This is a genomic window from Haemophilus sp. HN_Hi08, from assembly GCF_049824455.1.
Classification (GTDB): domain Bacteria; phylum Pseudomonadota; class Gammaproteobacteria; order Enterobacterales; family Pasteurellaceae; genus Haemophilus; species Haemophilus influenzae_D.
This window is the reverse complement of record NZ_CP187493.1, coordinates 1,674,867-1,700,035: the sequence shown is the minus strand read 5'-3', so window position 1 is coordinate 1,700,035 and position 25,169 is coordinate 1,674,867. Positions and strand designations below refer to the sequence as shown.

The following is a 25,169-nucleotide window of genomic DNA, read 5'->3' as shown; positions in this document are numbered from 1 at the left end:
TGCGGTAAATTTAAGGTATGAATTTACACTCGAGCAAGATAGGCTTGCTCTGCATTTGCATCAAAAATTTCTTGTTCTTCAGTCAGTATAACACCTTGTAAATCTTCGGCTAATGTATGGGCAGCACGCATCATCATACGTAAATTAGCAAGATTATTACCTGGAGAGGGCAATTGCATAAATAATACAATTCCTATGGTGTTAAATTCCGCTAAGTTATAAGCATTGAATGTGCCGGGTTGTTCTAAATTTGCCACACTAAAAAGCACGGGACTTGCCACACTTAAATCTAAGTGACGATGATACATTTCATCTTTACCCAAGATAAAACCCAAGTTTTCAAGAGCCTGCACCAATTTAGCACCATTAAATTCTTCGCTAGATTTTGGAATAAGATAAAGTTGAATATAGCCAGTTGTTTGTTTTGGCTGAGCTGTCGTTTCTGCTTTTGGTTCATTGAACGAGAGGTTGTAGTCTACTTGATGTTCTTCGTGAGATAATTCTGCAAGCTGCACTCTTAATTCTGGCGATGATGAATTAATGCCATTAAAACCAACATTTTGACTTTGTGCTTCAAGTTGTTCTAAGGTCATACTTGCGACATTATTTGCGGTTGGCATATCGTATTGAGGTTGCGTTGGTTGTATTGGCTCGGAACGATGATTCCCCATATCATAAATAGGTTGCGTGTTAGGAATAGAAATTTTGATGTCATCCACACTTTTATCGCTTTGGCGATAATCGATCAATTCAGCTTCTGATGGTAATTTTTCTGTGGTCGGTTGAGAAATTGGTGTATGCCCATTTTCCACATAGGTATTCGGCGAAATATTGTTTGGCTGTACCATTTCTTCTTGCGTATGGGATCTAGATGTTGGAGAAGTGCGGTCAAATTTATTGGCTTTATCAAAATATTTTGATTTCTCACGACGATTTGACCATAATCCGTGTACGATTAAGGCGACAAGTGCTACGATACCCACAATAATCAAAATTGTATTTAAATCCATTTTTATTCCTTACGCGCGATAGTTCGGCGAGAGTGCTATAAATGGTGCTAATGCTACCATATTTCAGTAGGTGAAAAAATACTTCAAAGTGTGGAATTTTAAAGGAAAAGTGCGGTCTGTTTTAAGCATATTTTTATTGAAAGGAAAGAAAAATGTTAAATCTTAATGAATTAAAATCTGGTTTCCACTATTTTGTGATGGGCTGGCATTTCATCACACAAAAAGGTTTGCGTCGGTTTGTTATTATTCCAATTTTGCTCAATACCATTTTGCTTTGTGGTTTATTTTGGCTTTTTATTAGCCAAATCAGCAGTGCTATTGATTGGGTGATGAATTTTATTCCAGATTGGCTTAGTTTTCTCAGTGTCATTTTACTGACACTTTCGATTTTAACGATTTTATTGCTCTTTTATTTTACTTTTACCACGTTTTCTGGCTTTATCGCAGCCCCCTTTAATGGTTTGTTGGCGGAAAAAGTAGAAAAAATGCTGACGGAGGAAAATATTAATGATGATAGTCTCGTGGATATAATGAGGGATGTGCCTCGTATGCTTGCTCGAGAGTGGCAAAAATTACGTTATAGCCTACCCAAAATTATCGCCTTATTTTTACTGAGTTTTATTCCTCTGGTTGGGCAAACCATCGTGCCAGTACTTACTTTCTTGTTCACTTGTTGGATGATGGCAATTCAATATTGTGATTATCCTTTTGATAATCACAAAGTCTCTTTTGATATCATGAAAAATGCACTTGGCAATCAACGAACTCAAAGTTTAACTTTTGGTGGATTGGTTACTTGTTGCACATTTGTGCCAGTGATTAATTTATTAATTATGCCTGTTGCAGTATGTGGTGCGACGCTGATGTGGGTGGAAAATTATCGTAATGACTTAGGTTTTAATATGAATAGATCTTTTTCCTCTCAAACGGGGCTTGATGTTCGTTCAGAAAATACAGGGATTGTTAAATAGCCTACAGTTATAAATAGATCAAATAACTATTTTTTTAATCAAAAGTGCGGTACTATAAATAAACCAACATTAACGAAGTCCAACGAAAGGGAAATATTATGACAATTTATGCAGACAATTCTTATTCTATCGGAAATACGCCGCTTGTGCGTTTAAAACACTTTGGCCATAACGGCAATGTGGTGGTAAAAATTGAAGGTCGTAACCCAAGCTACAGCGTAAAATGCCGTATTGGGGCGAATATGGTGTGGCAAGCAGAAAAAGATGGCACGCTCACAAAAGGGAAAGAGATTGTAGATGCAACGAGTGGTAACACGGGCATTGCTTTGGCTTATGTTGCGGCGGCTAGAGGTTATAAAATCACGCTCACTATGCCAGAAACAATGAGTCTTGAAAGAAAACGCTTATTGTGCGGATTGGGTGTAAATTTAGTGCTTACCGAAGGTGCAAAAGGAATGAAAGGTGCTATTGCGAAAGCAGAAGAAATTGTTGCTTCTGATCCAAGCCGCTATGTCATGCTTAAACAATTTGAAAATCCAGCCAACCCACAAATTCATCGAGAAACAACAGGGCCTGAAATTTGGAAAGATACGGATGGCAAAGTCGATGTTGTTGTTGCTGGCGTAGGAACAGGTGGTTCGATTACGGGTATTTCTCGCGCGATTAAATTAGATTTTGGTAAACAAATCACTTCTGTTGCCGTTGAGCCAGTGGAATCTCCGGTCATTAGTCAAACTTTAGCGGGTGAAGAAGTAAAACCAGGTCCACACAAAATTCAAGGTATCGGTGCGGGTTTCATTCCCAAAAATTTAGATTTATCTATTATTGATCGCGTAGAAACTGTTGATAGTGATACCGCACTTGCCACAGCTCGTCGCTTAATGGCGGAAGAAGGCATTCTTGCAGGTATTTCATCTGGTGCAGCTGTCGCGGCTGCAGATCGCTTAGCTAAATTACCAGAATTTGCCGATAAACTCATTGTTGTTATTTTGCCTTCAGCTTCTGAACGCTACTTAAGCACAGCACTGTTTGAAGGGATTGAGGGATAAACAAAAAAGAATAAAGTGCGGTGAATTTTTACCGCACTTTTATTAAGACTAGAGTAGTTCAATCTGAATGACATCAGATTGTTTAATCCCCTTATTTTATCCTTTCCTTCTTATTCAAAATCAATTTTTTCTTCTTTTCATATTCTGTTCATTGAATTTTTTTATTAATGCAGTAAACTAGCCACCGATTTTTAATCATCTTTCTTTTCACTTTAAATGTTACCCGCGAGTAACAAAAGGACACATCATGACAAACAAAGTAAACAGTTATGGCTGGAAAGCCTTAATTGGCTCTGCCGTCGGCTATGCAATGGACGGTTTCGATCTTCTCATTTTAGGTTTCATGCTTAGTGCAATTTCCGCAGACTTAAATCTAACACCTGCCCAAGGTGGATCTCTCGTAACTTGGACTCTGATTGGTGCCGTATTTGGCGGCATTTTATTTGGTGCATTAAGCGATAAATACGGTCGTGTACGCGTACTGACTTGGACTATTCTTCTTTTTGCGGTGTTTACTGGTTTATGTGCGATTGCACAAGGTTATTGGGATTTACTGATTTATCGCACAATTGCTGGTATTGGCTTAGGCGGTGAATTTGGAATTGGGATGGCTCTAGCAGCAGAAGCATGGCCTGCACGCCACCGAGCGAAAGCAGCATCTTATGTTGCATTGGGTTGGCAAGTTGGTGTGTTAGGTGCTGCGTTGCTTACACCATTATTGCTCCCGCATATTGGCTGGCGTGGAATGTTCTTAGTGGGTATCTTCCCTGCATTTGTCGCTTGGTTCTTACGTTCTCATCTGCACGAACCTGAAATTTTCACTCAAAAACAAACCGCACTTTCAACGCAATCCAGCTTTACTGATAAATTACGTTCATTCCAGCTTCTGATTAAAGACAAAGCCACGAGCAAAATTAGTCTTGGTATCGTCGTACTCACTTCTGTACAAAACTTCGGTTATTACGGCATTATGATTTGGTTACCTAATTTCTTATCAAAACAACTTGGATTCAGTTTAACTAAATCTGGGCTTTGGACCGCCGTTACCGTCTGCGGCATGATGGCTGGCATTTGGATTTTCGGACAACTCGCCGACCGAATCGGACGCAAACCAAGTTTCTTACTTTTCCAATTAGGCGCAGTGATAAGTATCGTGGTTTACTCACAACTTACCGATCCTGACATCATGCTTCTTGCTGGGGCATTTTTAGGTATGTTTGTGAACGGAATGCTGGGCGGTTACGGTGCATTGATGGCGGAAGCCTACCCAACAGAAGCTCGAGCAACGGCACAAAACGTACTTTTCAATATTGGTCGTGCCGTAGGGGGATTTGGACCTGTAGTTGTGGGCGCAGTTGTACTTGCTTACTCTTTCCAAACGGCCATCGCTCTACTTGCGATTATCTACGTAATTGATATGTTAGCGACAATTTTCTTAATCCCTGAATTAAAAGGTAAAGCCTTAGACTAAGAAAATATAAAAGATAAAAATGCTCGCCAAGTGCGAGCATTTTTTATGAAACAAGTCATCTTATAAGTAATATCTTTATAAGTTTTCTTTTCACTAAGCAAACTTTCATTATTTTGCCAACAGTTCGTTCAATTTTTCTAATGCCATTTCTGGCGTAATATCAATCAAACTTTGATGATACCCCCCCTCTTTGTCGCCTTTACGGACTTTAATCAATCCACCTTCAATTAAACGAATAATCGTTGCTTTATCTGAAAGCGGCGGCGTATATTGTGGGCTAGTTGGTCCATAAAGTGCAATCAATGGACGATTTACTGCTGCCGCAATATGCATTAAACCACTGTCATTGGTCACGACCGCCGTACAATTTGCAATTAAATCCACTGCTTCATTTAAGTTGGTTTTTCCTGCTAAATTGACACAAAACTCACGCAACGCTTCTGGCAGTGCTTGACGAATTTCTTCTCCCACTGGTTCATCTTTAGCTGAACCAAATAGCGCCACAGCATAGCCTTGGGTAATTAACATTTCTGCTAATTTTGCATAATGATAATGTGGCCAACGTTTTGCCGGGCCAAATTCCGCACCAGGACAAAAACCAATAATTGGACGCTCGCCTAAAAGTGCGGTTTGTTTTTTAAAGTTTTTTAAGGTTTCAGCTTGTTGAGTGGGATCAACGGTTAAATAAGGTTTTAGAACAGGAATATCAGCCGCTTTCGGTACCGCATTTTGCTCAAAAGCTAACGCGACATAACGTTGCACCATCATAGGATAATCACGTTTATTATTGCGTAAATCGTTAAGCAAGAAATAACGGCTTTCCCCTTTCCAGCCACGACGCACCGCAATTTTTGCAAAAGCGGGAATAAAAGCTGACTTCAAGGAGTTTGGTAATACGATCGCCATATCATATTGATTGCGCAATGCCTTACCTAAACGATAACGCGTTCCCAATTCAAAGGCTCCGTGCCCTAATGGCATTTCAATCGCCTTACGCACTTCTGGCATACGCGCAAGCAAAGGCTTACACCAATTCGGTGCCATCACATCAATATTGCAGTTTGGATATTGAATTTTCAGTTGCTGGTACAAACTGTGCGACATCATCATATCGCCAACCCAAGATGGGCCAATAATTAGAATATTCATTTTCTGTCTTTCAGATAAAAGTGCGGTCAAAAATACTTGTTATTATGGCACAGAGTTGAATAAAAATATGCTCCTTTAACAATTTAGTCGAAACTCTTTAGGAGTCATTTCAAATTCTTTCTTAAAAACAGAGTAAAAATATTGAATTGATGGATAGCCGCAAATCTCAGCAATTTCTTGAATAGAAATATCTGTTTGTTGTAATAAATTCTTTGCTCGGGAAATTTTTTCTTCGTGGATGACTTGGTGAATTGTTTTATTCATTTCATTCTTAAAACGTTGTTCAAGATTAGAACGTGAGGTTTCAAGATGATCTAAAACTTGTTCTACTTTAATTCGATGACAGGCACGATGACGAATATAATGCATTGCTTGAATGACAAGCGGATCTGTTAATGATCGATAATCTGTAGAATTTCGAGAGTGAACGGTAATCGGTGGAATTAAAATAGGGGTATGTGAAACTTTTTGACCATTGAGTAATTTGTGTAATAATTTCGCAGCTTGATAACCAATCTCTCTCGTGCCTTGTTCTACGGAGGAAAGGGACACACGCGATAAATATTGGATCAATTCTTCATTATCAATACCAACCACACAAAGCTCTTCAGGTACAGCAATTTTACTGTACTCACAAGCCTGCAATAAATGACGAGCACGCGCATCCGTAACAGCAATAATACCAGTATGAGAAGGAAGAGATTTTAACCAGACAATTAGCTTTTGTTGCTCTTCCAACCAATTTTGAGCATGAACCTGCACACCCTCATATAGGTAAATAGGGTAATGATTTTTCTCCATCAACTCCACAAAAGCATCTCTTCGTTCTATAGACCAATGCTTATGAGTATTTACTTGCAAACCATAAAATGCAAACTGTGACAGTCCTTTCTCCTGTAAATGAGATAAAGCCATTTCAACCAATGCCATATTATCTGTTGCTACATAAGGAAAGTGCGGATAAAAATCAGCTTGTTTATAAGATCCACCAACTGCTATAGTAGGAATAAGGGTGTGTTGCAATAATTCAACAGTTTTTGGATCATCAAAGTCTGCAATAATGCCATCAATAGAAAGTTGATTAATGGTATCAGTATGATAGATAAATTCATCTTCTACAAAAATATCCCACATACATTGCGATGCCTGAATATATTGTCCAATACCCTCCACCACCTGCCGATCATATACTTTGTTTGCATTAAATAAGAGGGCAATTTTGTAGTATTGTTCCGTCATTTTATATCCTTATCTATGGGAAATTGCTATTTAAGTTATAATAGAAAAGATATTTAGCTTCAAGATAAAAATAGCCAGAATAACTGGCCATTTTTATATCAATACCACATTTATTTTTTTAGCTTCGCAATACCTATTCCACTTGCACCATAAATAATAGCAAAGATAATACCGCTCCAACATAAAATTGCCCAAGGTAAATAAGACAATGTTGCAACACCTAATGTGCCTGCCATATATGCACCTGCGGCAGTCCATGGCAAAATAGGTTCAATAATTGTTGCGGAATCTTCTGCTGTTCGACTTAGATTTTTTGGATGTAATCCTTTTTCTACATACGCATCTTTAAGCATTTCTCCTGGAATTAGAATAGAAATTTGCCCATTACAAGTAACCCCAATCATTGTTAAACCGCAAAGAATCGTTGTAATAATCAAAGAAAGAGTTGAATGAACAAAGGTGAGTAATTTTTGAATAATCACGGTTAATGCACCGCTCAATTGTAATACACCTGCAAATGATAATGCACAGAAACAAATTAATAGTGTTCCCATCATTGAGTTCATTCCACCACGATTCAACAAACGACTTAAATCAGAGCTAACTGAAGTATGGTGAATCATTGAGGTATCAAATCCATTAACTGCGCTATTAATCACATCAGATAGAGAGAATTTTTGAATTAAGATAGCATTAATAATTGAGATAAATGCTGATAATAACATTACTGGAATAGTCGGTTTCTTAGTAATAGATCCCCATAATACAATAGCGACTGGAATAAGTAATAGAAAGTTAAAATGATAAACTTGCTCTAACTCATGAATCATTGTATTTACTTTTTCTGGAGTCGCCACATTAGAAAAATCGTAGTTTAAACCATATACCACATAGACAGTAGCCGAAAGAATAAAGGATGGTAATGTTGTATAAAGTAAGTGAGCGATATGCTCATATAAATCTACGCCAGCAGCTGCGGATGCAATATTGGTTGTATCAGATAATGGCGATAATTTATCTCCAAAATACGCACCAGCGACCACAGCACCTGCCGTAGCAGCCAAATTGGCGTCTAATCCAATCGCAACTCCCATAAATGCCACACCAACAGTCCCTGCTGCCCCCCAAGAGGTTCCAGTACAAATGGAAACAATAGCAGTAAGGAATAAGGCTGTCACATAAAGATATTCTGGTGATATCGCTTTTAGTCCGTAGTAGATCATCATAGGAATTGTTCCTCCACTAATCCAAGTTCCAATTAATAATCCTACAGTAATTAAAATTAATAGCGCAGGCATTGTTTTAGCTATTTTTTCTGAAATGGCGTCTAAAATATCTAAATAGCAATGACCTAATTTAATAACTAAAAAACCAGCAAATACCGTTGAAATAATCATTAATGGCTCTGCTGGCAAATCAAATAAAGCATACCCAAGTCCTAACAGTAATAGCATCACAATGATTGGTGAAAAAGCTTCTAATGTTGTTGGCATTCTTGTGCGATGAGTGGTTTTCATATTAAATCTCCCTATTGTTTAATAAACAAAACCCATTTTTGATTCGATTCAATGCTTCTAATAATTTTTCTCTAGGCATAGCGACATTCATACGAAAGAAACCGTCTCCCTCTTTGCTAAACTCACTCCCCAAAGATACTTTTACTCTTGATAAATTATTAATCCAATAAGCTAATTCATTTTCATTTATACTTAGCTTTTTATAGTTTATCCAAAGTAAATAAGTTCCATCACTTTCAGTAATATCTAATAATGGAATATACTCATTGAAAAATTCTTTTACTATCTTCTTATTATTCTTTATGTATTCTTTTAGATAGATTACCCAGTCAGTACAATATTTATATAACGAAATAATAGCTGGTATAGAGAAATAATTTGGATTATGTATACCTAATGCCATCATTTCTTTTATAAATTTTTCTCGAATATCTTTATTCTCAATAATTAGGTTAGCTATTTCTAATCCAGGAATATTAAAAGTTTTTGCTGGGGATAAACAGATCATTGAGTGATTTGCTACCCATTCATCTAATGATGATATTAAATAATGGGAGTCATTTGTTAGTGTAAAGTCTGCGTGGACATCATCGGAAATGATAAATACATTATGTTTTTTAGCTAAGTTTATAATTTTAATAAGGACTTCTTTATTCCAAATCGTTCCAGTTGGGTTATGAGGAGAAATTAAAACAAATACTTTAGAATGTTCAAAACATTCCTCTAATAAATTAAAATCAATACGATACTTTCTATTCTCATAAACCAAAGGACATTTATATAATTTTCTGTCATTTAATTTTATCGTGTTTAATATTGGACCATATGAAGGTGATAGAATACATATCCCATCAGTTTCTTTTGTAAATGCTCGTATATAAATAGATACGGCTTGGATTATTTTTGGGCAAAATACAATTTTTTCAGAGAGAACAGAATAATGATATTGTTCGAAAATATAATCACTGATTATCTTGTAATAGTCGGCTGGTAATTCAGTATAACCATAAATTCCTAAACGATTAAATTTTTCTAATTCATCTATCATTATCTGAGGGGCTGGAATATCCATATCCGCAACAGACATTGGAATAATATCATTATCTACATTCCATTTAGCACTAAATGTATTTAGGCGATCAATAATCACATCAAAATTATAAAAATTATTCATTATTCCTCCTGATGTATAAAGCAAATTTACTTTAGTCAAAGAAGAAAAGAATTAAAATTACTAAAACTACTTTATCTATTACGTTTTTTCACAACTGTGATCTAGTCCACAATTGTAAATAATCACTATAAAAAATTAAATAATGTAACGGATAAGAACTTGTTTTTTCATAAGAAGATGAAAAACTTCATCATCTAGAAAGCAGTATGTTAGGTAACCATTTCTATAAAATTAAAAAACCGCCATTTTATAAATGACGGTTTAAAATTAATAATTACATCTTTTTCTTATTACTAGTATCTATCCATACAGCAAGTAACAAAATGGCACCTTTGACAATATATTGCCAAAAAGTTGGCACATCAAGCATACTCATACCATTATCAAGCGATGCGATGATAAGTGCGCCAATAACAACCCCAAACACACTTCCTACACCACCCGCTAAGCTTGCCCCTCCAATTACACAAGCTGCAATCGCATCTAGTTCTGCATTTTGCCCTGCCGATGGTGAGCCTGCACCTAAACGAGCACTTAAAATCAACCCTGCTATTGCAACTAACACACCATTCATTGCAAAGATAATCAGTTTTGTTTTCTCTACATCGATACCAGATAATTTTGCCGCATCAATATTGCCACCAATCGCATAAACGTGGCGGCCGAATGAAGTTTTACGAGAGAGGAATAACCCTAAGATTGCAAGAACTGCCAGTACTAAAACAGGAAATGGAATGCCACGATAATCATTAAGTAAATAAATTGCTCCTAATACAATTACTGCAAACAAAGCATATTTCGTAAAATCTTTTGATAATGCAGACACTTCCAGCTGAAGCTGCTGGCGACTTCTACGTTGATAATTTCCCCAAAGAACAAATCCAATAACTGCAATACCACCTAAGATAAACCCTGCAATATCTGATAAATAACCTTGCCCAATAACTATCATAGTTCCACTAATAGGAGATACAGTTGTGCCATTAGTCAAACCAATCAAAATTCCACGGAATGCGAGATAACCTGCAAGTGTAACAATAAAGGATGGCACTTTGCGATAAGCCACCCACCAACCATTCCAAATACCAAAAATTAAACCAAGAGCAATTGTTGCAATAATAGTTACAGGTAATGGGAAGCCCCACCAAACATCGGCAATAGCTGCAAATCCGCCCAGTAGGCCCATAAGTGAACCAACAGATAAGTCAATTTCAGCAGAAATAATGACAAAAACCATTCCAATTGCAAGAATGCCAGTAATTGAAGTTTGGCGTAACAAGTTAGAAATATTTCTTGCACTTAAATAAGCGCCATCAGTAGCAACACTAAAGAATGCCATAATGACGGCAATAGCTATTAACATAATGTAAACTTGTAAATTTACGGATTTTAACTTAAACATAGATTACTCCTTAAGTGCTGTTTCCATAACTTGTTCTTGAGTAAGAGCAGTATTGATAAGACTAGCTTTAAGTTTACCTTGGTGCATAACAAGAACTCTATCACTAATGCCTAAAACTTCTGGTAGTTCTGATGAAATGACAATAATCGCAATCCCTTCTTGTGCTAATTGGTTAATTAACTTATAAATTTCATATTTCGCACCAACATCAATTCCTCTTGTTGGTTCATCTAAAATCAGTATTTTAGGATTTAACAATAAATATTTTGCTAGGATCGCTTTCTGTTGATTACCGCCACTAAGTTGTCCTATTGGCAAATCTGGTGAAAAAGTTTTCACCTTTAGTCGTTTGATGGCTGAGCCAATTATTTGTTCTTCTTTTGCTTCATTAACTACCATTTTTCCGAAGCAATAAGATTTTAAAGAAGAAAGCGTAATGTTTTTGCCAACTCCCATAATAGAAACAATGCCGTGTTTCTTCCGATCTTCAGGAACCATCACAATTTTATGTTCAATCGCTTGGGCACAATTTTTGATATTTACTTGTTTTTGATTGATAAAAATATTTCCTTCAAACTTACCTTCATAAGACCCAAATAAGCATTGCACCATGTCTGTACGACCTGAACCAACTAAACCTGCAACACCTAAAATTTCCCCCTCATGAAGACTAAAACTTACGTTATCAACACGCTTAATATGTGTATTGATTGGATGCCAAGCAGAAAGATTTTCTACTCGTAAAATTTCATCTTTGATTTCATGAGGTTCATGTGGATAAAGTGAGGTAATTTCCCGACCTACCATCATGGTGATAATGTCATCTTCTGTCATTGTTGAAGCGTCTTTCGTTCCAACATGTTCACCATCACGAATGACGCAAATTTTGTCAGATATCGCCTTAACTTCATTGAGTTTATGGGAAATATAGATACAAGCGATATTGTGTGCTTTAAGATCCTTAATAAGATTTAATAAAATTTCCGTTTCTTTTTCGGTAAGTGAAGCCGTTGGTTCATCTAAGACAAGAAGTCTTACTTGTTTATTTAAGGCCTTAGCTATTTCAACTAATTGCTGTTGCCCTAAACCTAATTCTCCTACTCGTGTATTGGGATCGACATCTAATTGCACCTGCTGTAATAAATTTTTGCAACGTAAGTACATTTCATTATCTGCTGTCAAACCTTTATGAGTTATTTCGTTACCCAAAAAAATATTCTCCAATACAGACATATTCTTTACGAGAGTAAGTTCTTGATGAATAATTGAAATGCCTTTTTCTTCAGTATCTCTAATATTCCTTGCTTTTAGTTCACTTTCAGAAAAGTAAATATCACCGCTGTAATCTCCACAAGGATAAATACCGCAAAGTATTTTCATTAATGTAGATTTTCCAGATCCATTTTCACCACATAAAGATAAAATTTCCCCTGCTTCTAATTCAATAGATATATTATGAAGTGCGGTCACATCACCAAATTTTTTTGTGATATGTTTCATTTCCAACAATGCCATATCGTAACTCCCTAAGAGGTAAGGGAAGAGTTTTCTCTTCCCTCTTAAAGTTAGTGATAAATACTTTCCTTAGTATGAAAACCATCTTTAATTACAGTTTCATTAATATTACGTTTATCAACAGCGATAGGATCAAGTAAATACGCAGGAACATTTTTTAAGCCATTATTCAGTTCTGCATTAGCTTCTACTTTTTCATTCTTACTTAATTTAACCGCAATTTCTGCCGCTTTATCTGCAAGTTTCGTAATTGGTTTATAAACAGTCATAGTTTGCGAGCCATTGACAATACGTTTAATTGCAGCTAAATCTGCATCTTGCCCAGAAATTGCGACTTTCCCAGATAAGCCTTGTGCGCTAAGGGCTTGAATCGCACCTCCAGCAGTAGCATCGTTAGATGCAACAACAGCATCCACATTATTTTTATTAGCTGTTAATGCGTTTTCCATAATTTGTAACGCTTTTTCAGCTAACCAAGAATCAACCCATTGATCTCCTACAACCTTAATTTTCCCACTGGCAATTAAAGGATCTAATACTTTCATTTGCCCTTTTCTAAATAATTTTGCATTATTATCTACAGGAGATCCCCCCATTAAAAAATAATTACCTTCTGGTTTTACAGCCACAATACTTTTAGCTTGTAGTTCACCCACTTTTTCATTATCAAAGGAAACATAAAAATCTAAATCTGCATTATTGATTAAACGGTCATACGCTAATACTTTTATTCCTTCCTTTTTAGCTTCAGAAATAACGTTACTTAATACTTCACCGTTATGAGGAATAATTACTAATACATCAATATTTTTATTGATCATATTTTCGATTTGAGAAATTTGTGCTGAATCATCACCATTCGCAGATTGGACAAATACTTTTGCACCCATTGATTCTGCTTTGTTTACGAAAATATCTCGATCTTTTTGCCATCTTTCTAAACGTAAATCATCAATGGATAAACCGATTTTAAGATCTTTGGAATGGGCAGAACTACTAAATACAGTTAATGCACCAACAAGGGTAAGTAAAGCTGATTTGATTTTCATATTGATACCTCAATAGTTAAGTGAAGGACTAGTTATTGCTCCAGTTGTTAGTTTTCACACTTTAAAAAAGGCTTTCAATTATAAAATCTTTCTCCATTATTACGTTTTTTCACAACTGTGATCCACTCCACAGTTGTAAATAATCAACATAGAAAAATTAAATAACATAATTGATGAAAAGCTAGTTTTTCACAAAAATAGGAAAAACTTCATCATCTAGAGAGGAAAATGTTATGACAACCTATTTCGATAAAATTGAAAAAATCTCCTTTGAGGGAGAAAAATCCACAAATCCTTTTGCTTTCAAACATTATGATGCTAATCAAGTAATTTTAGGTAAAACTATGGCTGAACATTTACGCTTAGCTGTGTGTTATTGGCATACCTTTTGCTGGAATGGGAATGATATGTTTGGGCTAGGTTCTTTGGAGCGAAGTTGGCAGAAAAATCCAAATGTGCTTGCTGGCGCAGAACAAAAAGCCGATATTGCTTTTGAGTTTTTGAATAAGTTAGGCGTGCCTTATTATTGTTTTCATGATGTTGATATTGCACCTGAAGGTAATTCAGTGCGGGAATATGTACAAAATTTTCATCATATTGTTGATATTTTAGAACGCAAACAAGTAGAAACGGGTGTAAAACTCTTATGGGGAACTGCAAATTGTTTTACTAATCCTCGTTATATGTCTGGTGCAGCAACCAATCCTAATCCTGAGGTTTTTGCTTGGGCTGCAACACAAGTGTTTAATGCGATGAATGCCACTCAACGTTTAGGTGGAGAAAATTACGTATTATGGGGTGGACGTGAGGGGTATGAAACTTTATTGAATACCGATTTGAAACGTGAACGTGAACAAATTGGTCGTTTTATGCAAATGGTGGTAGAACATAAGCATAAAATTGGGTTTAAAGGTACATTATTAATTGAGCCAAAACCGCAAGAACCAACTAAACATCAATATGATTATGATGTGGCAACAGTGTATGGTTTCCTAAAACAATTTGGTTTAGAAAAAGAAATTAAAGTTAATATTGAAGCTAACCACGCGACGCTTGCTGGCCATACCTTTCAACATGAAATTGCAACAGCTTGTGCATTAGATATTTTTGGCTCAATTGATGCTAATCGTGGCGATCCACAATTAGGCTGGGATACCGACCAATTCCCAAATAGTGTTGAAGAAAATACGTTAGTTATGTATGAAATTTTAAAACATGGCGGTTTTACTACTGGAGGCTTTAATTTTGATGCGAAAATTCGCCGACAAAGTATTGATCCTTATGATTTATTTTACGCTCATATCGGTGCAATTGATGTATTGGCATTATCCTTAAAACGTGCAGCAAAAATGTTACAAGAGAAAACCTTACAAAAAATTGTTAATGCACGCTATGCAGGTTGGAATAGTGAACTTGGTCAGCATATTTTGCAAGGTAAAACTTCACTTGAAACACTTGCGCAACTTGTCCAACAAAAAGATTTAGCACCAAAACCAGTTTCAGGTCAGCAAGAATATTTGGAAAATTTGGTAAACCAAGTTATTTATAGCTAAAAATGAAGCAAAAGTGCGGTTGTATTTCACCGCACTTTTTTATTTTAGGAGACATTATGTATATAGGAATTGATTGTGGCACACAAGGAACAAAGGCAATAGTGCTTGATTCTGTCCAAAAAAAAGTGATTGGAGTTGGTTACGCAAAACATGAATTAATTACACAATCCAATGGAAGACGTGAACAACAACCAAATTGGTGGATTGAGGCATTACAACAAGCATTACAAATTGCATTGAAACAAGCAAAAAATTCACCGCACTTTTCACCTAATTTAGTGAAGGGAATAGGCATTTCAGGACAACAACATGGACTGGTAATGTTAGATAAAAACGATCGTCCTCTATATAAGGCTAAGCTTTGGTGTGATACAGAAACCGCTACGGAAAATGATATACTGATCGAAAAATTAGGCGGACAAACAGCCGTATTTGAAAAATTAGGCATCATTTGCCAAACTGGTTACACAGCTTCAAAACTAAGTTGGTTTCGTCAAAATTATCCTGACAAATTTGCCAATATTCGCAAAATCATGCTGCCACACGATTATCTAAATTATTGGCTAACAGGAAAATTCTGCACTGAATTTGGTGATGCTTCTGGTAGTGGTTATTTCGATGTTGTGAAAAGAGAATGGAAAAGAGAAGTCTTCAAATATCTTGCACCAGAATTAAATATGGATGAAGTGTTACCAAAATTACTTTCTGCTGAACAAAAAATCGGTGTGATTAAACCTGAAATTGCGACTTTATTTGGTTTTAATGAGAATGTCATCGTCTCCACAGGTGGAGGCGATAATATGATGGGAGCAATTGGTACAGGAAATATTCGAGAAGGGATTGCTACGATGAGTCTCGGTACTTCTGGTACCTTGTATGCTTATACGCAAAAGCCATTGCTTAATTTACCACCAATGATCGCAAATTTTTGTTCAAGTAATAATGGCTGGTTACCACTGGTTTGTGTAATGAATATAACCTCCTCAAATAAACAGCTAATGAATTTGCTCAATATTGATATTGAAGAATTAAATCAACTTGCTCAACAAGCACCTATTGGCGCGAATGGCATCACTATTTTGCCATTCTTTAATGGTGAAAGAGTTCCACCTTTACCCAATGCAAAAGCGAGCATTTTAGGATTAGATTCAAGTAATTTCACACGAGAAAATCTTTGTCGAGCAATGATGGAAAGTGCTACTTTTACGCTTCGCTATGGCTTAGATTTATTTCGTCAAGCTGGCCTCGAAACCTCACAAATTCGCCTAATTGGAGGTGGCGCGAAAAGCTCATTTTGGCGGCAAATGATTGCTGATGTGATGAATTCTGAAGTGGTATGTTTGCAGGAAGAAGAAGCTGCTGCATTAGGAGGAGCAATTCAAGCTATGTGGGCAAATGGAGAAGGAGAACTGGAATTTTTATGCGAAACCTTCATTCACTTAGATGAAAACTCAAAAGCTTATCCCAACTTATCACAGGTGAAAAATTATCAAAGTGCTTATGAGCGTTATTTAATACATTTATCACAATTATATTAAATAAAATCCCCTATGCCGATAAGCTATAGGGGATTTACTACATTAATAATTTATTTTCTATTCAACCACGCCATATATTCAGTCACGCCTTCCGCGACTGTTTTGAATGGTTTATCGTAGCCTGTTGAGCGAAGTTTAGTTAAATCTGCTTGAGTATATTCTTGATAACGAGATTTCAAATGCTCTGGGAATGGAATGGTTTCAATCTCGCCTTTTCCGTGGAATTTCACTACCGCATCAGCCACCGCACGGAAACTTTCTGCATTTCCTGTACCAAGGTTGTAAATACCCGAAATACCATTTTGCCAACACCAAATATTCACTGCAGCCACATCGCCTACATAAACAAAATCACGGCGGAATCCTTCGCTGCCTGCAAATAATTTTGGATTTTCGCCTTTTAAGATTTGGTTATTCAAGTGGAATGCCACACTCGCCATTGAACCTTTATGATTTTCACGCGGCCCGTAAACATTGAAATAACGGAAACCACATACTGGCGATTTTGCTTCTGGCAAAATGTTACGCACATATTGATCGAACAAGAATTTAGAATAGCCATACACATTTAATGGGCCTTCAAATTCACGTTCTTCACGGAATACTTTGGTGTCTCCATAAGTTGCTGCGCTTGAGGCATAGAAAAAAGGAATTTCACGGTCAAGGCAATAATGCAACAACTCTTTAGAATATTCGTAGTTGTTGTGCATAATGTATTTACCATCCCATTCCGTAGTCGCAGAACATGCCCCCTCGTGGAATACCGCATCAATATCGCCAAATTCATCGCCCGCAATAATAGAAGCAATGAAATCTTCTTTATCGCAATAATCTGCGATGTCTAAATCAACTAAATTTGCAAATTTCGTGCCATCTTTTAAGTTATCCACCACTAAAATATCTTTGCGCCCTAAATCATTCAATGCTTTGACAATATTACTGCCAATAAAACCAGCGCCGCCTGTTACAATAATCATAATTCTGTCCTCTTTAAAATAAGTTTGCGTATTGTAATAGATTTTCTACCGCTTAGCCAAAAAACTCTGCGAAAAACAACCGCACTTTTAATCCCCAATAACTCGTAAGGCCTGTCGTAACAAGATCCATTTTGCCTTTACTCAACAACACAATTGTGGGTGTCACATTAATTTGCCATCGTTCTGCAAATTCCCCTTTAGGATCATTAACCGTAGTGAAGTGGTAGTCATGCTTACTTAAATAATCATTTACGTCCGCCTCATTGCCTGAGCGTAATGCCACCGATACAACTTGATAGCCTTCGTTTGCTAAAGAATTAATTGCTGGCGAAGTATAACGACAATAACCACACCAAGTTCCCCAAAAATAAAGTAATGTGGGTTTGTTTTGATCAAGACTATCAAGAGAGAACGTACTCCCTTGAAGATCTTGTAACGTGATTTTATTTATTTCCTTTGGCACTACAGGGCGACGAACAAAATCCAGTATGCTAGTTATCACAATAAAAGTTAAAAAGAGGGATAATCCATTCTTGAGTAATTTTTTAATCTTCATTTTATTTATTCCTTATCTTGTTGAGATGATTGTAATTGAGCGTACAACCATAGTCAAAAATAAAGAATTTTTGCTACAATAGGTAAAACATAAATAAAGGAGGAAAATAATGACATCAAATCAACTTGCTCAATATATCGACCACACCGCACTTACCGCAGAAAAAAATGAACAAGATATTTCGACACTCTGTAATGAAGCGATTGAACATGGATTTTATTCTGTATGTATCAATTCTGGTTATATTCCACTCGCTAAAGAAAAACTTGCTGGCTCAAATGTAAAAATTTGTACCGTAGTTGGCTTCCCTTTGGGGGCGAATTTAACCTCTGTCAAAGCATTTGAAACGCAAGAAGCTATTAAAGCGGGTGCAAATGAGATTGATATGGTAATTAATGTAGGTTGGATAAAATCGCAAAAATGGGATGCAGTAAAACAAGATATTCAAGCTGTATTTAATGCTTGTAATGGCACGCCATTAAAAGTAATTTTAGAAACTTGTTTGCTCACTAAAGATGAAATAGTGAAAGCCTGCGAAATTTGTAAAGAAATCGGTGTAGCTTTTGTTAAAACATCAACGGGTTTCAATAAAGGCGGCGCAACTGTAGAAGATGTTGCATTGATGAAACAAACGGTCGGCAATATTGGTGTTAAAGCATCAGGTGGTGTGCGTGATACTGAAACTGCACTTGCAATGATTAAGGCGGGTGCGACTCGCATTGGTGCAAGCGCTGGCATTGCAATTATTAGCGGTACGCAAGACACTCAAAGCACTTACTAATCCTTTCACGCGTGGTATTCTTTCCACGCGTTTTTACATATTCGACAATTTCTGCAGCAAACGATCCATTGCTCGATAGCCCAAGGCCTCCGCCAAGTGCGGTTGAGAAATTTGTTGTTCTCCTTGTAGATCGGCAATGGTTCGAGAAACTTTCAAAATACGATGATAAGCCCGTACAGAAAGCCCAAGTTTATTCAGTGCTTTTTCAAGGAAAAAGGCATCTTTATCATTTAACTTGCAATCACGCTCAATCTCTTTACTGTTCAAATAAGCGTTGATTTTCCCCGCTCTTTCCATTTGAATCTCACGTACTTTTAACACTTTTTCACGAACTTGCACGCTGGTTTCGCCACGATCGCCCGTATTTTGCAAGCTACCTTGTGGCAGTAAAGGCACTTCAATAGATAAATCAAAACGATCTAAAAATGGCCCTGAAAGTCGATTCAAATAACGCATAATTTGCTGTGGTGAAGTGCGGTTATGTGTCCCAGTATAATGGCCTGTAGGGCTTGGATTCATCGCTGCCACTAATTGAAAACGAGCTGGGAATTGAATTTTTGCATTGGCACGAGAAATAATAATCTCACCACTTTCCAAAGGCTGGCGTAGTGCATCTAACACTTTTCGCTCAAATTCTGGAAGTTCATCAAGAAAAAGCACCCCATTTGTTGCTAAGGATATTTCGCCAGGTTTAGGGATCGTTCCGCCACCAACTAAAGCCGGCATTGATGCACTATGGTGTGGTGCGCGAAAAGGACGTTGCTTCCAATTATGAAAATTTAACTCGTTTTGAACTAAACTCGTTACAGATGCTGTTTCTATCGCTTCTAAATCTGTCATTTCAGGTAAAAGCCCTGTCAAACGGCTGGCTAACATGGTTTTCCCTGTACCCGGTGGGCCAAGAAAGAGCAAATTATGCTGCCCCGCTGCGGCAATGGTCAATGCTCGTTTAGCGTGCTGTTGTCCGATAATATCCGTTAAATCTAACGTATTTTTACCTGAAAAATTTACCGCACTTTCTTTCACAATTTCAGTGGCGAGGGGTAATTTTTCCTGACCATTGAGAAATTGCACTACATCTAAAAGCGTTTGAGCAAAATAAGTATTTTGATCAGACACGAGCGAGGCTTCATTAGCATTTTGTTTCGCGATAATTAACTCTCGCTTTGACTTTTGCGCTGCAAGAATAGCGGGAATCACACCATGTACGCCACGCAATTGGCCCGTCAGCGCAAGCTCTGCCACAAATTCAAATTGCTTTAAACGGCTTGCATCAAGCTGATCTGATGCAGCTAAAATCCCGATAGCAATAGGCAAATCAAATCTTCCGCCTTCTTTCGGTAAATCCGCAGGGGCGAGATTCACTGTGATACGCTTGGCTGGGTATTTAAATTGTGCATTCATCAACGCACTACGCACCCGATCTTGTGCCTCTTTCACGGTTTTTTCTGGCAAACCAACAAGTGTAAATCCTGGTTTTCCGTTGCTTAAATGCACCTCAATGGTGACTAGCGGTGCTTGCACACCCATAGAAGCACGGCTGTAAACAATAGCAAGGGACATGATAATCCTTAAAGTGCGGTAAAAATGAAGATAGTTTTTGCACTATAAAAAAAGCACGTAATGAAATCATTCATTCCGTGCTTTTTTTGCGATCTAGATCGCAAAATTCATATTTTATTTCGCAAAAAGTGGCGAAAACCAAAAATCTAATTTCGCCGCCAATTTATCAATACCAATTTTATTTTGTGCAGAAAAAGCCTCAACTTGTATATCGCCTTGAAATGGAAGAATTGCTTCACGCACCATTTTTACTTGTTTACTACGTGCACTTTGGCTCAATTTATCGGCTTTAGTAAGCAATAAAAGTATCGGTAAATCTGCTGAAACCGCCCATTCAATCATTTGTTGGTCAAGATCCTTAAGCGGATGGCGAATATCCATCAACACAACCAATCCCGACAAACATTCTCGTTTTTGCAAATATTCGCCCAAGGATTTTTGCCATTGGATTTTCATTTGCTCTGGCACGGCAGCATAACCATAGCCTGGTAAATCCACCAATTTATAATTTGGTTCCACTTCAAATAAGTTAATCAATTGCGTGCGCCCCGGTGTTTTTGAGGTGCGCGCTAAATTTTTTTGATTGGTTAGTGCATTAAGTGCGGTCGATTTTCCTGCATTTGAACGACCCGCAAACGCAATTTCAATGCCCGTATCTTCAGGAATGGAACGAATATTCGGCGCGCTCGTTAAAAAGTGGGTTTTGTGGTAATTAAGTTTAATTTCAGACATAAGTATTCCTTTTAAAAATTGTGTTTAGAATAGCATAAATGGAAAATTTCCTGAAATTATGTCAAAATTCTCTCTGAAATTATAATCAATTAATGGCAATCCAGATGACAACAAAAACAACTTACCAATGGCCTCAATCTAAGGATATTTATCCATATCGACCAGGGCGTTTTGATGCACCAAAACATTGGCGTTATAACTTACGTAGCTTTTTAAATCGTGGTTCAATTCGTCGCTTTGAACAATTTATCAATCAACATCCTTTTCTCGTCGATATTTTTAATACGCACTTGGATTATAGTTATCCTGTTGCTTGTCGTTTTTTAGATAAGCGTTTTAACGCATCACAACGTTTTCATGCCGTTTGTGAGAATCTTTTATTTTTACCCGAAAAACTTACCGCACTTTCTACGCCGTTATGGGAAAAACCTCTAAGTTTTGGCGAAGTCATTCCTGATTTTGAAATGACATTAAGCATGACAACCCATCAACCGATGGAGGGGTATTGGGTATTGGAGCTATGGCATAAACCAAGAAATGAATTAGTTTATTTGCTTACTTTTGCCAAATTAGGCGATGCGTTGCTTATTGCTGTTGTACAAGGGCCAAATTTTGAAGGCTCAAAGGAAATGGTGAAACAACTAACCAAATTATGCCACGGTTTACGCCCTGCCTATTTAATGGTTGAAACCATGAAATCACTCACAAAAATACTAGACTACGATAAATTGCTTGGCATTCCGCAAAAATACCAAAATAAATCTCGCTTCATTCAAAGTAAACAATACACAGTGGACTATGATGCAATTTTTGGCGAATCAGGCGGAGAATTAAAAGATTACTGGGAATTGCCTTTAGAAATGGATAGAAATCTGGATGATATTCCAAGTAAAAAACGTTCCATGTATCGTAAACGTTATGCGATGCTAGATGATTTGGCTAAGGTAATTGAAGAAAAGTTAGGATTGTAAAAGTAAAAAGTGCGGTGAATTTTAACCGCACTTTTTGTTTTATAAGACTTTCAAGCAAGCCACAAAATGGCTGTTGTTTTGGCTGGTGAAAGGTGGTTTTTGTTTCGCACAATTCTCATCAGCCTTTAGACAGCGAGTACGAAATACGCAACCAGACGGTGGATTAATTGGCGAAGGCAAATCACCTTCAAGTAATTCGATGGATTTATTGCGTTCCAATTTTGGATCGGGGATCGGAACAGCAGACATTAAGGCTTTGGTATAAGGATGTTTGGTATCGTTATATACTTCCACATCGCTGCCTAATTCCATTGCATTGCCTAAATACATCACTAATACGCGGTCAGAAATATGTTTTACCACCGCTAAATCATGGGCGATAAAAATTAAGGAAAGCCCCATTTCTTTTTGCAGGGATTTCAATAAATTCACCACTTGAGCCTGAATCGACACATCTAACGCTGAAACGGGCTCATCACAAATGATCATTTTGGGCTCAATGATTAACGCACGAGCAATACCGATACGCTGACATTGACCACCAGAAAATTCATGTGGGTAGCGGTTAATCAAGTTCGGTAAAAGCCCAACTTTCAACATCATAGCTTGCACTTTTTCTTTCACTTCGGCGGCACTTAAGTGCGGTTGGTAGATCTTTAATGGCTCAGCAATGATTTCGCCAATATTCATTCGCGGATTGAGAGAGGCGAGCGGATCTTGGAAAATCATTTGAATATCTTTACGCGTTTCTTTCCATTGTTTCGCTGATTGTTTTCGTAAATGTTTACCAAGCCACAAGATTTCCCCTTCACTCGCTTCGACTAAACCGATAATAGCGCGTGCAAGTGTGGATTTACCACAACCAGATTCACCTACTACGCCGAGAGTTTCACCTGCGTAAAGTTTAAAAGACACATCCTTCACCGCTTTTAAGGTTTGCGGTTTGGCGAAGAAAAGGGATTTATCATTTTTAATTTTAAAACTGACGCCTAAGTGATTGACTTCAAGGAGTAATTCTTTGTTGTTTGAGACTGTCATAGGTTAAATTTCTCCGCTGATAACCAACAATTACGTAATTGACCGTGATTAAATGTAGTCAGTTTTGGCGCAATTTGGCATTGTTCGGTAGCAAATTGGCAACGAGGTGAGAATGGACAACCTTTTGGCAAATGCAATAAATTCGGTGGATTGCCAGGAATGGTGACCAAGTGTTCTTCATTGCCGTCTAAGCGAGGAATCGCATCCATTAAGCCTATGGAATAGGGATGGGTTGGATGATAGAAAATTTGTTCCGCTGTGCCGTATTCCATGGTTCGTCCAGCATACATCACCATGACTTGATCGCAGATACCAGCCACTACCCCAAGATCATGGGTAATCATAATAATCGCAGTATTAAATTCGTGTTTTAACTCATTTAACAAGGTCATGATTTGTGCTTGAACGGTCACATCCAAAGCGGTTGTTGGTTCATCTGCAATGAGTAGTTTGGGACGGCATAATAGGGCCATCGCAATCATCACCCGTTGACGCATACCGCCAGAAAACTCGTGCGGATACATGCCCATGCGTTTTTTAGCTTCTGGCATTTTAACTGCGTCTAACATTTTCACGGATTCGGCAAAGGCAGTTTGTTTATCATAGCCCTTGTGCAATTGCAGCACTTCCATGAGTTGTTCACCGATTTTCATGTATGGGTTGAGTGACGTCATTGGATCTTGGAAAATCATGGAAATTTGCTCGGCGCGGATTTTATTCAATTCAGCATTCGGTAAATTAACTAATTCTTTCCCTTCAAAAATGGCAGAGCCTTCCACTTCACCGTTGGCTGCCAATAAACCCATTAAAGCAAAGGCTGTTTGTGACTTGCCTGATCCACTTTCGCCTACAATGCCCAGCGTGCTTCCTGCATTCAGCGTGAAGTTTAAGTCATTCACTGCTGTAACGACGCCATCTGGTGTTTTGAAGCGAACGTAGAGATTTTTTACATCTAATAAAGGATTCATTATTCGCTCCTATCTATCTTTCGGATCGAGCGCATCACGCAACCCGTCACCGATAAAGTTAAAACAAAATAGGGTAAGGCAAAGGAAAAATGCCGGGAAAATTAATAACCAAGGCGACACTTCCATTTGTGCAGCACCATCACTTAAGAGTGCGCCCCAACTACTCATCGGCTCTTGTGTACCTAATCCTAAGAAGCTTAAGAATGATTCAAATAGAATGAGCCCAGGCACTTCAAGCGAGGCATAAACTGCCACTAAGCCTAATACATTCGGAATAATGTGTTTCAAAATGATTTGGCGACGAGGTACGCCACAAACGATGGCGGCTTCGACGAATTCTTTATTTTTTAGGCTGAGGGTTTGTCCGCGTACAATACGTGCAAGACCAAGCCAGGCAATGGCCCCGATAGCGATAAAAATTAAGAAAATGTTTTGGCCAAAAAGGGTCACCAACAAAATCACGAAAAACATAAATGGAAATGAGCTAAGAATTTCCAAAAAGCGCATCATCAGCATATCTGTTTTACCGCCTACATAACCGGAAATAGCCCCATAAATTGTGCCGATAGTCACGGAAATGAAAGCACCAGCAATACCGACCAATAATGAAATACGTCCACCGATAGCAGTACGTACCAACAAGTCTCGACCTGAGGCATCGGTACCGAAGAAGTGATAGCCTTCCATTGTTGGTGCGGCGCTCATCATATTCCAATCGGTATCTTCATAGGTAAATGGGAAGAACCAAGGCGCTACGGTGATAAATATAATAATAAACGCCAAAATAATCAGACTGACAACGGCCGCTTTGTTGCGGAAAAAACGGCGTTTCGCATCTTGCCATAGGCTGCGGCCTTCCAGTTGCATTTCTTCAATACGGTCAGCCACTTGTTCCACAAAATCCGCATTTTTCTGATTAATCGGCTGAGTACGATAATCTGTCATA

22 protein-coding genes are annotated in these 25,169 nt (G+C 37.6%); 7 read left to right on the top strand and 15 right to left on the bottom strand.

Going from position 1 to position 25,169, the window contains the following annotated elements; translation table 11 throughout:
- Positions 1 to 23: 23 nt before the first annotated feature.
- Positions 24 to 1,010, bottom strand: a complete 987-nt coding sequence (zipA, locus tag ACPT8O_RS08295; protein ID WP_005690727.1) for a cell division protein ZipA — start codon at positions 1,008 to 1,010, stop codon at positions 24 to 26.
- A 152-nt stretch (positions 1,011 to 1,162) separates the two neighbouring features.
- Between zipA and cysZ the strand changes: the two genes are divergently transcribed.
- The 3 genes from cysZ to ACPT8O_RS08280 all read left to right on the top strand — a co-directional run bounded on the left by cysZ (position 1,163) and on the right by ACPT8O_RS08280 (position 4,501).
- Positions 1,163 to 1,981 (top strand): sulfate transporter CysZ, encoded by an 819-nt coding sequence (gene cysZ / locus ACPT8O_RS08290; protein ID WP_005690724.1) that lies wholly within the window; start codon positions 1,163 to 1,165, stop codon positions 1,979 to 1,981.
- A 98-nt stretch (positions 1,982 to 2,079) separates the two neighbouring features.
- Positions 2,080 to 3,030 (top strand): cysteine synthase A, encoded by a 951-nt coding sequence (gene cysK, locus ACPT8O_RS08285; protein WP_005690723.1) that lies wholly within the window; start codon positions 2,080 to 2,082, stop codon positions 3,028 to 3,030.
- Between the two features lie 247 nt (positions 3,031 to 3,277).
- Complete coding sequence (locus ACPT8O_RS08280; RefSeq protein ID WP_005632805.1) at positions 3,278 to 4,501, top strand: MFS transporter; 1,224 nt, start codon at positions 3,278 to 3,280, stop codon at positions 4,499 to 4,501.
- A 108-nt stretch (positions 4,502 to 4,609) separates the two neighbouring features.
- On the opposite strand, the gene waaF is transcribed toward ACPT8O_RS08280, so the two are convergent.
- The 7 genes from waaF to xylF form a co-directional block, all read right to left on the bottom strand.
- Positions 4,610 to 5,650 carry a lipopolysaccharide heptosyltransferase II gene (gene waaF, locus ACPT8O_RS08275; protein ID WP_011272387.1) on the bottom strand — a complete coding sequence of 347 codons (1,041 nt, stop codon included), beginning with the start codon at positions 5,648 to 5,650 and terminating at the stop codon, positions 4,610 to 4,612.
- Positions 5,651 to 5,725: 75 nt separating this feature from the next.
- Positions 5,726 to 6,889 carry a XylR family transcriptional regulator gene (locus tag ACPT8O_RS08270; protein ID WP_012054498.1) on the bottom strand — a complete coding sequence of 388 codons (1,164 nt, stop codon included), beginning with the start codon at positions 6,887 to 6,889 and terminating at the stop codon, positions 5,726 to 5,728.
- Between the two features lie 110 nt (positions 6,890 to 6,999).
- Positions 7,000 to 8,406, bottom strand: a complete 1,407-nt coding sequence (gene nhaC, locus ACPT8O_RS08265; protein ID WP_021034916.1) for a Na+/H+ antiporter NhaC — start codon at positions 8,404 to 8,406, stop codon at positions 7,000 to 7,002.
- A 1-nt stretch (position 8,407) separates the two neighbouring features.
- A complete protein-coding gene (locus tag ACPT8O_RS08260) occupies positions 8,408 to 9,580 on the bottom strand; it encodes a MalY/PatB family protein (RefSeq protein ID WP_021034917.1) in 1,173 nt (390 codons plus the stop codon).
- 274 nt (positions 9,581 to 9,854) lie between these two features.
- Complete coding sequence (locus ACPT8O_RS08255) at positions 9,855 to 10,982, bottom strand: sugar ABC transporter permease (protein ID WP_041175296.1); 1,128 nt, start codon at positions 10,980 to 10,982, stop codon at positions 9,855 to 9,857.
- Between the two features lie 3 nt (positions 10,983 to 10,985).
- A complete protein-coding gene (gene xylG / locus ACPT8O_RS08250; RefSeq protein WP_021034919.1) occupies positions 10,986 to 12,497 on the bottom strand; it encodes a D-xylose ABC transporter ATP-binding protein in 1,512 nt (503 codons plus the stop codon).
- Positions 12,498 to 12,547: 50 nt separating this feature from the next.
- Entirely contained in the window at positions 12,548 to 13,546 is a 999-nt protein-coding gene (xylF, locus tag ACPT8O_RS08245) for a D-xylose ABC transporter substrate-binding protein (RefSeq protein ID WP_021034920.1), read from the bottom strand.
- A gap of 233 nt (positions 13,547 to 13,779) precedes the next feature.
- On the opposite strand from xylF, the gene xylA reads away from it, so the two are divergent.
- Together xylA and xylB are read left to right on the top strand one after the other, a co-directional pair.
- Positions 13,780 to 15,099, top strand: coding sequence for a xylose isomerase (gene xylA, locus ACPT8O_RS08240; protein ID WP_005690713.1), 1,320 nt, complete (start codon positions 13,780 to 13,782; stop codon positions 15,097 to 15,099).
- Between the two features lie 56 nt (positions 15,100 to 15,155).
- Positions 15,156 to 16,637, top strand: coding sequence for a xylulokinase (gene xylB / locus ACPT8O_RS08235; RefSeq protein ID WP_032826718.1), 1,482 nt, complete (start codon positions 15,156 to 15,158; stop codon positions 16,635 to 16,637).
- Positions 16,638 to 16,687: 50 nt separating this feature from the next.
- On the opposite strand, the gene rfaD is transcribed toward xylB, so the two are convergent.
- A complete protein-coding gene (rfaD, locus tag ACPT8O_RS08230; RefSeq protein WP_005690709.1) occupies positions 16,688 to 17,614 on the bottom strand; it encodes an ADP-glyceromanno-heptose 6-epimerase in 927 nt (308 codons plus the stop codon).
- 52 nt (positions 17,615 to 17,666) lie between these two features.
- Positions 17,667 to 18,170 (bottom strand): protein disulfide oxidoreductase, encoded by a 504-nt coding sequence (locus ACPT8O_RS08225; protein WP_005686413.1) that lies wholly within the window; start codon positions 18,168 to 18,170, stop codon positions 17,667 to 17,669.
- A 109-nt stretch (positions 18,171 to 18,279) separates the two neighbouring features.
- Between ACPT8O_RS08225 and deoC the strand changes: the two genes are divergently transcribed.
- Entirely contained in the window at positions 18,280 to 18,951 is a 672-nt protein-coding gene (deoC, locus tag ACPT8O_RS08220; RefSeq protein ID WP_005690707.1) for a deoxyribose-phosphate aldolase, read from the top strand.
- 33 nt (positions 18,952 to 18,984) lie between these two features.
- Here the strand turns inward: deoC and ACPT8O_RS08215 are convergent, their stop codons facing one another.
- Positions 18,985 to 20,514 carry a YifB family Mg chelatase-like AAA ATPase gene (locus ACPT8O_RS08215; protein WP_005647634.1) on the bottom strand — a complete coding sequence of 510 codons (1,530 nt, stop codon included), beginning with the start codon at positions 20,512 to 20,514 and terminating at the stop codon, positions 18,985 to 18,987.
- Between the two features lie 114 nt (positions 20,515 to 20,628).
- Positions 20,629 to 21,246 (bottom strand): ribosome biogenesis GTP-binding protein YihA/YsxC, encoded by a 618-nt coding sequence (yihA, locus tag ACPT8O_RS08210; RefSeq protein WP_005690705.1) that lies wholly within the window; start codon positions 21,244 to 21,246, stop codon positions 20,629 to 20,631.
- Positions 21,247 to 21,350: 104 nt separating this feature from the next.
- On the opposite strand from yihA, the gene ACPT8O_RS08205 reads away from it, so the two are divergent.
- Positions 21,351 to 22,217: a VirK/YbjX family protein gene (locus ACPT8O_RS08205; RefSeq protein WP_021034921.1), complete on the top strand. Its 867-nt coding sequence runs from the start codon at positions 21,351 to 21,353 to the stop codon at positions 22,215 to 22,217.
- 39 nt (positions 22,218 to 22,256) lie between these two features.
- Here ACPT8O_RS08205 and oppF read toward each other — a convergent pair whose 3' ends face one another.
- Genes oppF through oppC form a run of 3 tightly spaced genes read right to left on the bottom strand, consistent with a single transcriptional unit; the run spans position 22,257 to position 25,168 of the window.
- Positions 22,257 to 23,255, bottom strand: a complete 999-nt coding sequence (oppF, locus tag ACPT8O_RS08200; protein WP_005657282.1) for a murein tripeptide/oligopeptide ABC transporter ATP binding protein OppF — start codon at positions 23,253 to 23,255, stop codon at positions 22,257 to 22,259.
- Positions 23,252 to 24,223 carry an ABC transporter ATP-binding protein gene (locus tag ACPT8O_RS08195; protein WP_005647625.1) on the bottom strand — a complete coding sequence of 324 codons (972 nt, stop codon included), beginning with the start codon at positions 24,221 to 24,223 and terminating at the stop codon, positions 23,252 to 23,254. Before ACPT8O_RS08195 ends, oppF begins: the two co-directional genes overlap by 4 nt.
- Before the next feature lie 9 nt (positions 24,224 to 24,232).
- Positions 24,233 to 25,168: an oligopeptide ABC transporter permease OppC gene (gene oppC / locus ACPT8O_RS08190; protein WP_005661282.1), complete on the bottom strand. Its 936-nt coding sequence runs from the start codon at positions 25,166 to 25,168 to the stop codon at positions 24,233 to 24,235.
- Position 25,169 lies beyond the last annotated feature (1 nt).

What these genes read in the sequence shown, in the direction of transcription:
- zipA (WP_005690727.1), bottom strand. Translation starts at nt 1,010, where the DNA reads ATGGATTTAAATACAATTTTGATTATTGTGGGTATCGTAGCACTTGTC.
- cysZ (WP_005690724.1), top strand. Translation starts at nt 1,163, where the DNA reads ATGTTAAATCTTAATGAATTAAAATCTGGTTTCCACTATTTTGTGATG.
- cysK (WP_005690723.1), top strand. Translation starts at nt 2,080, where the DNA reads ATGACAATTTATGCAGACAATTCTTATTCTATCGGAAATACGCCGCTT.
- ACPT8O_RS08280 (WP_005632805.1), top strand. Translation starts at nt 3,278, where the DNA reads ATGACAAACAAAGTAAACAGTTATGGCTGGAAAGCCTTAATTGGCTCT.
- waaF (WP_011272387.1), bottom strand. Translation starts at nt 5,650, where the DNA reads ATGAATATTCTAATTATTGGCCCATCTTGGGTTGGCGATATGATGATG.
- ACPT8O_RS08270 (WP_012054498.1), bottom strand. Translation starts at nt 6,889, where the DNA reads ATGACGGAACAATACTACAAAATTGCCCTCTTATTTAATGCAAACAAA.
- nhaC (WP_021034916.1), bottom strand. Translation starts at nt 8,406, where the DNA reads ATGAAAACCACTCATCGCACAAGAATGCCAACAACATTAGAAGCTTTT.
- ACPT8O_RS08260 (WP_021034917.1), bottom strand. Translation starts at nt 9,580, where the DNA reads ATGAATAATTTTTATAATTTTGATGTGATTATTGATCGCCTAAATACA.
- ACPT8O_RS08255 (WP_041175296.1), bottom strand. Translation starts at nt 10,982, where the DNA reads ATGTTTAAGTTAAAATCCGTAAATTTACAAGTTTACATTATGTTAATA.
- xylG (WP_021034919.1), bottom strand. Translation starts at nt 12,497, where the DNA reads ATGGCATTGTTGGAAATGAAACATATCACAAAAAAATTTGGTGATGTG.
- xylF (WP_021034920.1), bottom strand. Translation starts at nt 13,546, where the DNA reads ATGAAAATCAAATCAGCTTTACTTACCCTTGTTGGTGCATTAACTGTA.
- xylA (WP_005690713.1), top strand. Translation starts at nt 13,780, where the DNA reads ATGACAACCTATTTCGATAAAATTGAAAAAATCTCCTTTGAGGGAGAA.
- xylB (WP_032826718.1), top strand. Translation starts at nt 15,156, where the DNA reads ATGTATATAGGAATTGATTGTGGCACACAAGGAACAAAGGCAATAGTG.
- rfaD (WP_005690709.1), bottom strand. Translation starts at nt 17,614, where the DNA reads ATGATTATTGTAACAGGCGGCGCTGGTTTTATTGGCAGTAATATTGTC.
- ACPT8O_RS08225 (WP_005686413.1), bottom strand. Translation starts at nt 18,170, where the DNA reads ATGAAGATTAAAAAATTACTCAAGAATGGATTATCCCTCTTTTTAACT.
- deoC (WP_005690707.1), top strand. Translation starts at nt 18,280, where the DNA reads ATGACATCAAATCAACTTGCTCAATATATCGACCACACCGCACTTACC.
- ACPT8O_RS08215 (WP_005647634.1), bottom strand. Translation starts at nt 20,514, where the DNA reads ATGTCCCTTGCTATTGTTTACAGCCGTGCTTCTATGGGTGTGCAAGCA.
- yihA (WP_005690705.1), bottom strand. Translation starts at nt 21,246, where the DNA reads ATGTCTGAAATTAAACTTAATTACCACAAAACCCACTTTTTAACGAGC.
- ACPT8O_RS08205 (WP_021034921.1), top strand. Translation starts at nt 21,351, where the DNA reads ATGACAACAAAAACAACTTACCAATGGCCTCAATCTAAGGATATTTAT.
- oppF (WP_005657282.1), bottom strand. Translation starts at nt 23,255, where the DNA reads ATGACAGTCTCAAACAACAAAGAATTACTCCTTGAAGTCAATCACTTA.
- ACPT8O_RS08195 (WP_005647625.1), bottom strand. Translation starts at nt 24,223, where the DNA reads ATGAATCCTTTATTAGATGTAAAAAATCTCTACGTTCGCTTCAAAACA.
- oppC (WP_005661282.1), bottom strand. Translation starts at nt 25,168, where the DNA reads ATGACAGATTATCGTACTCAGCCGATTAATCAGAAAAATGCGGATTTT.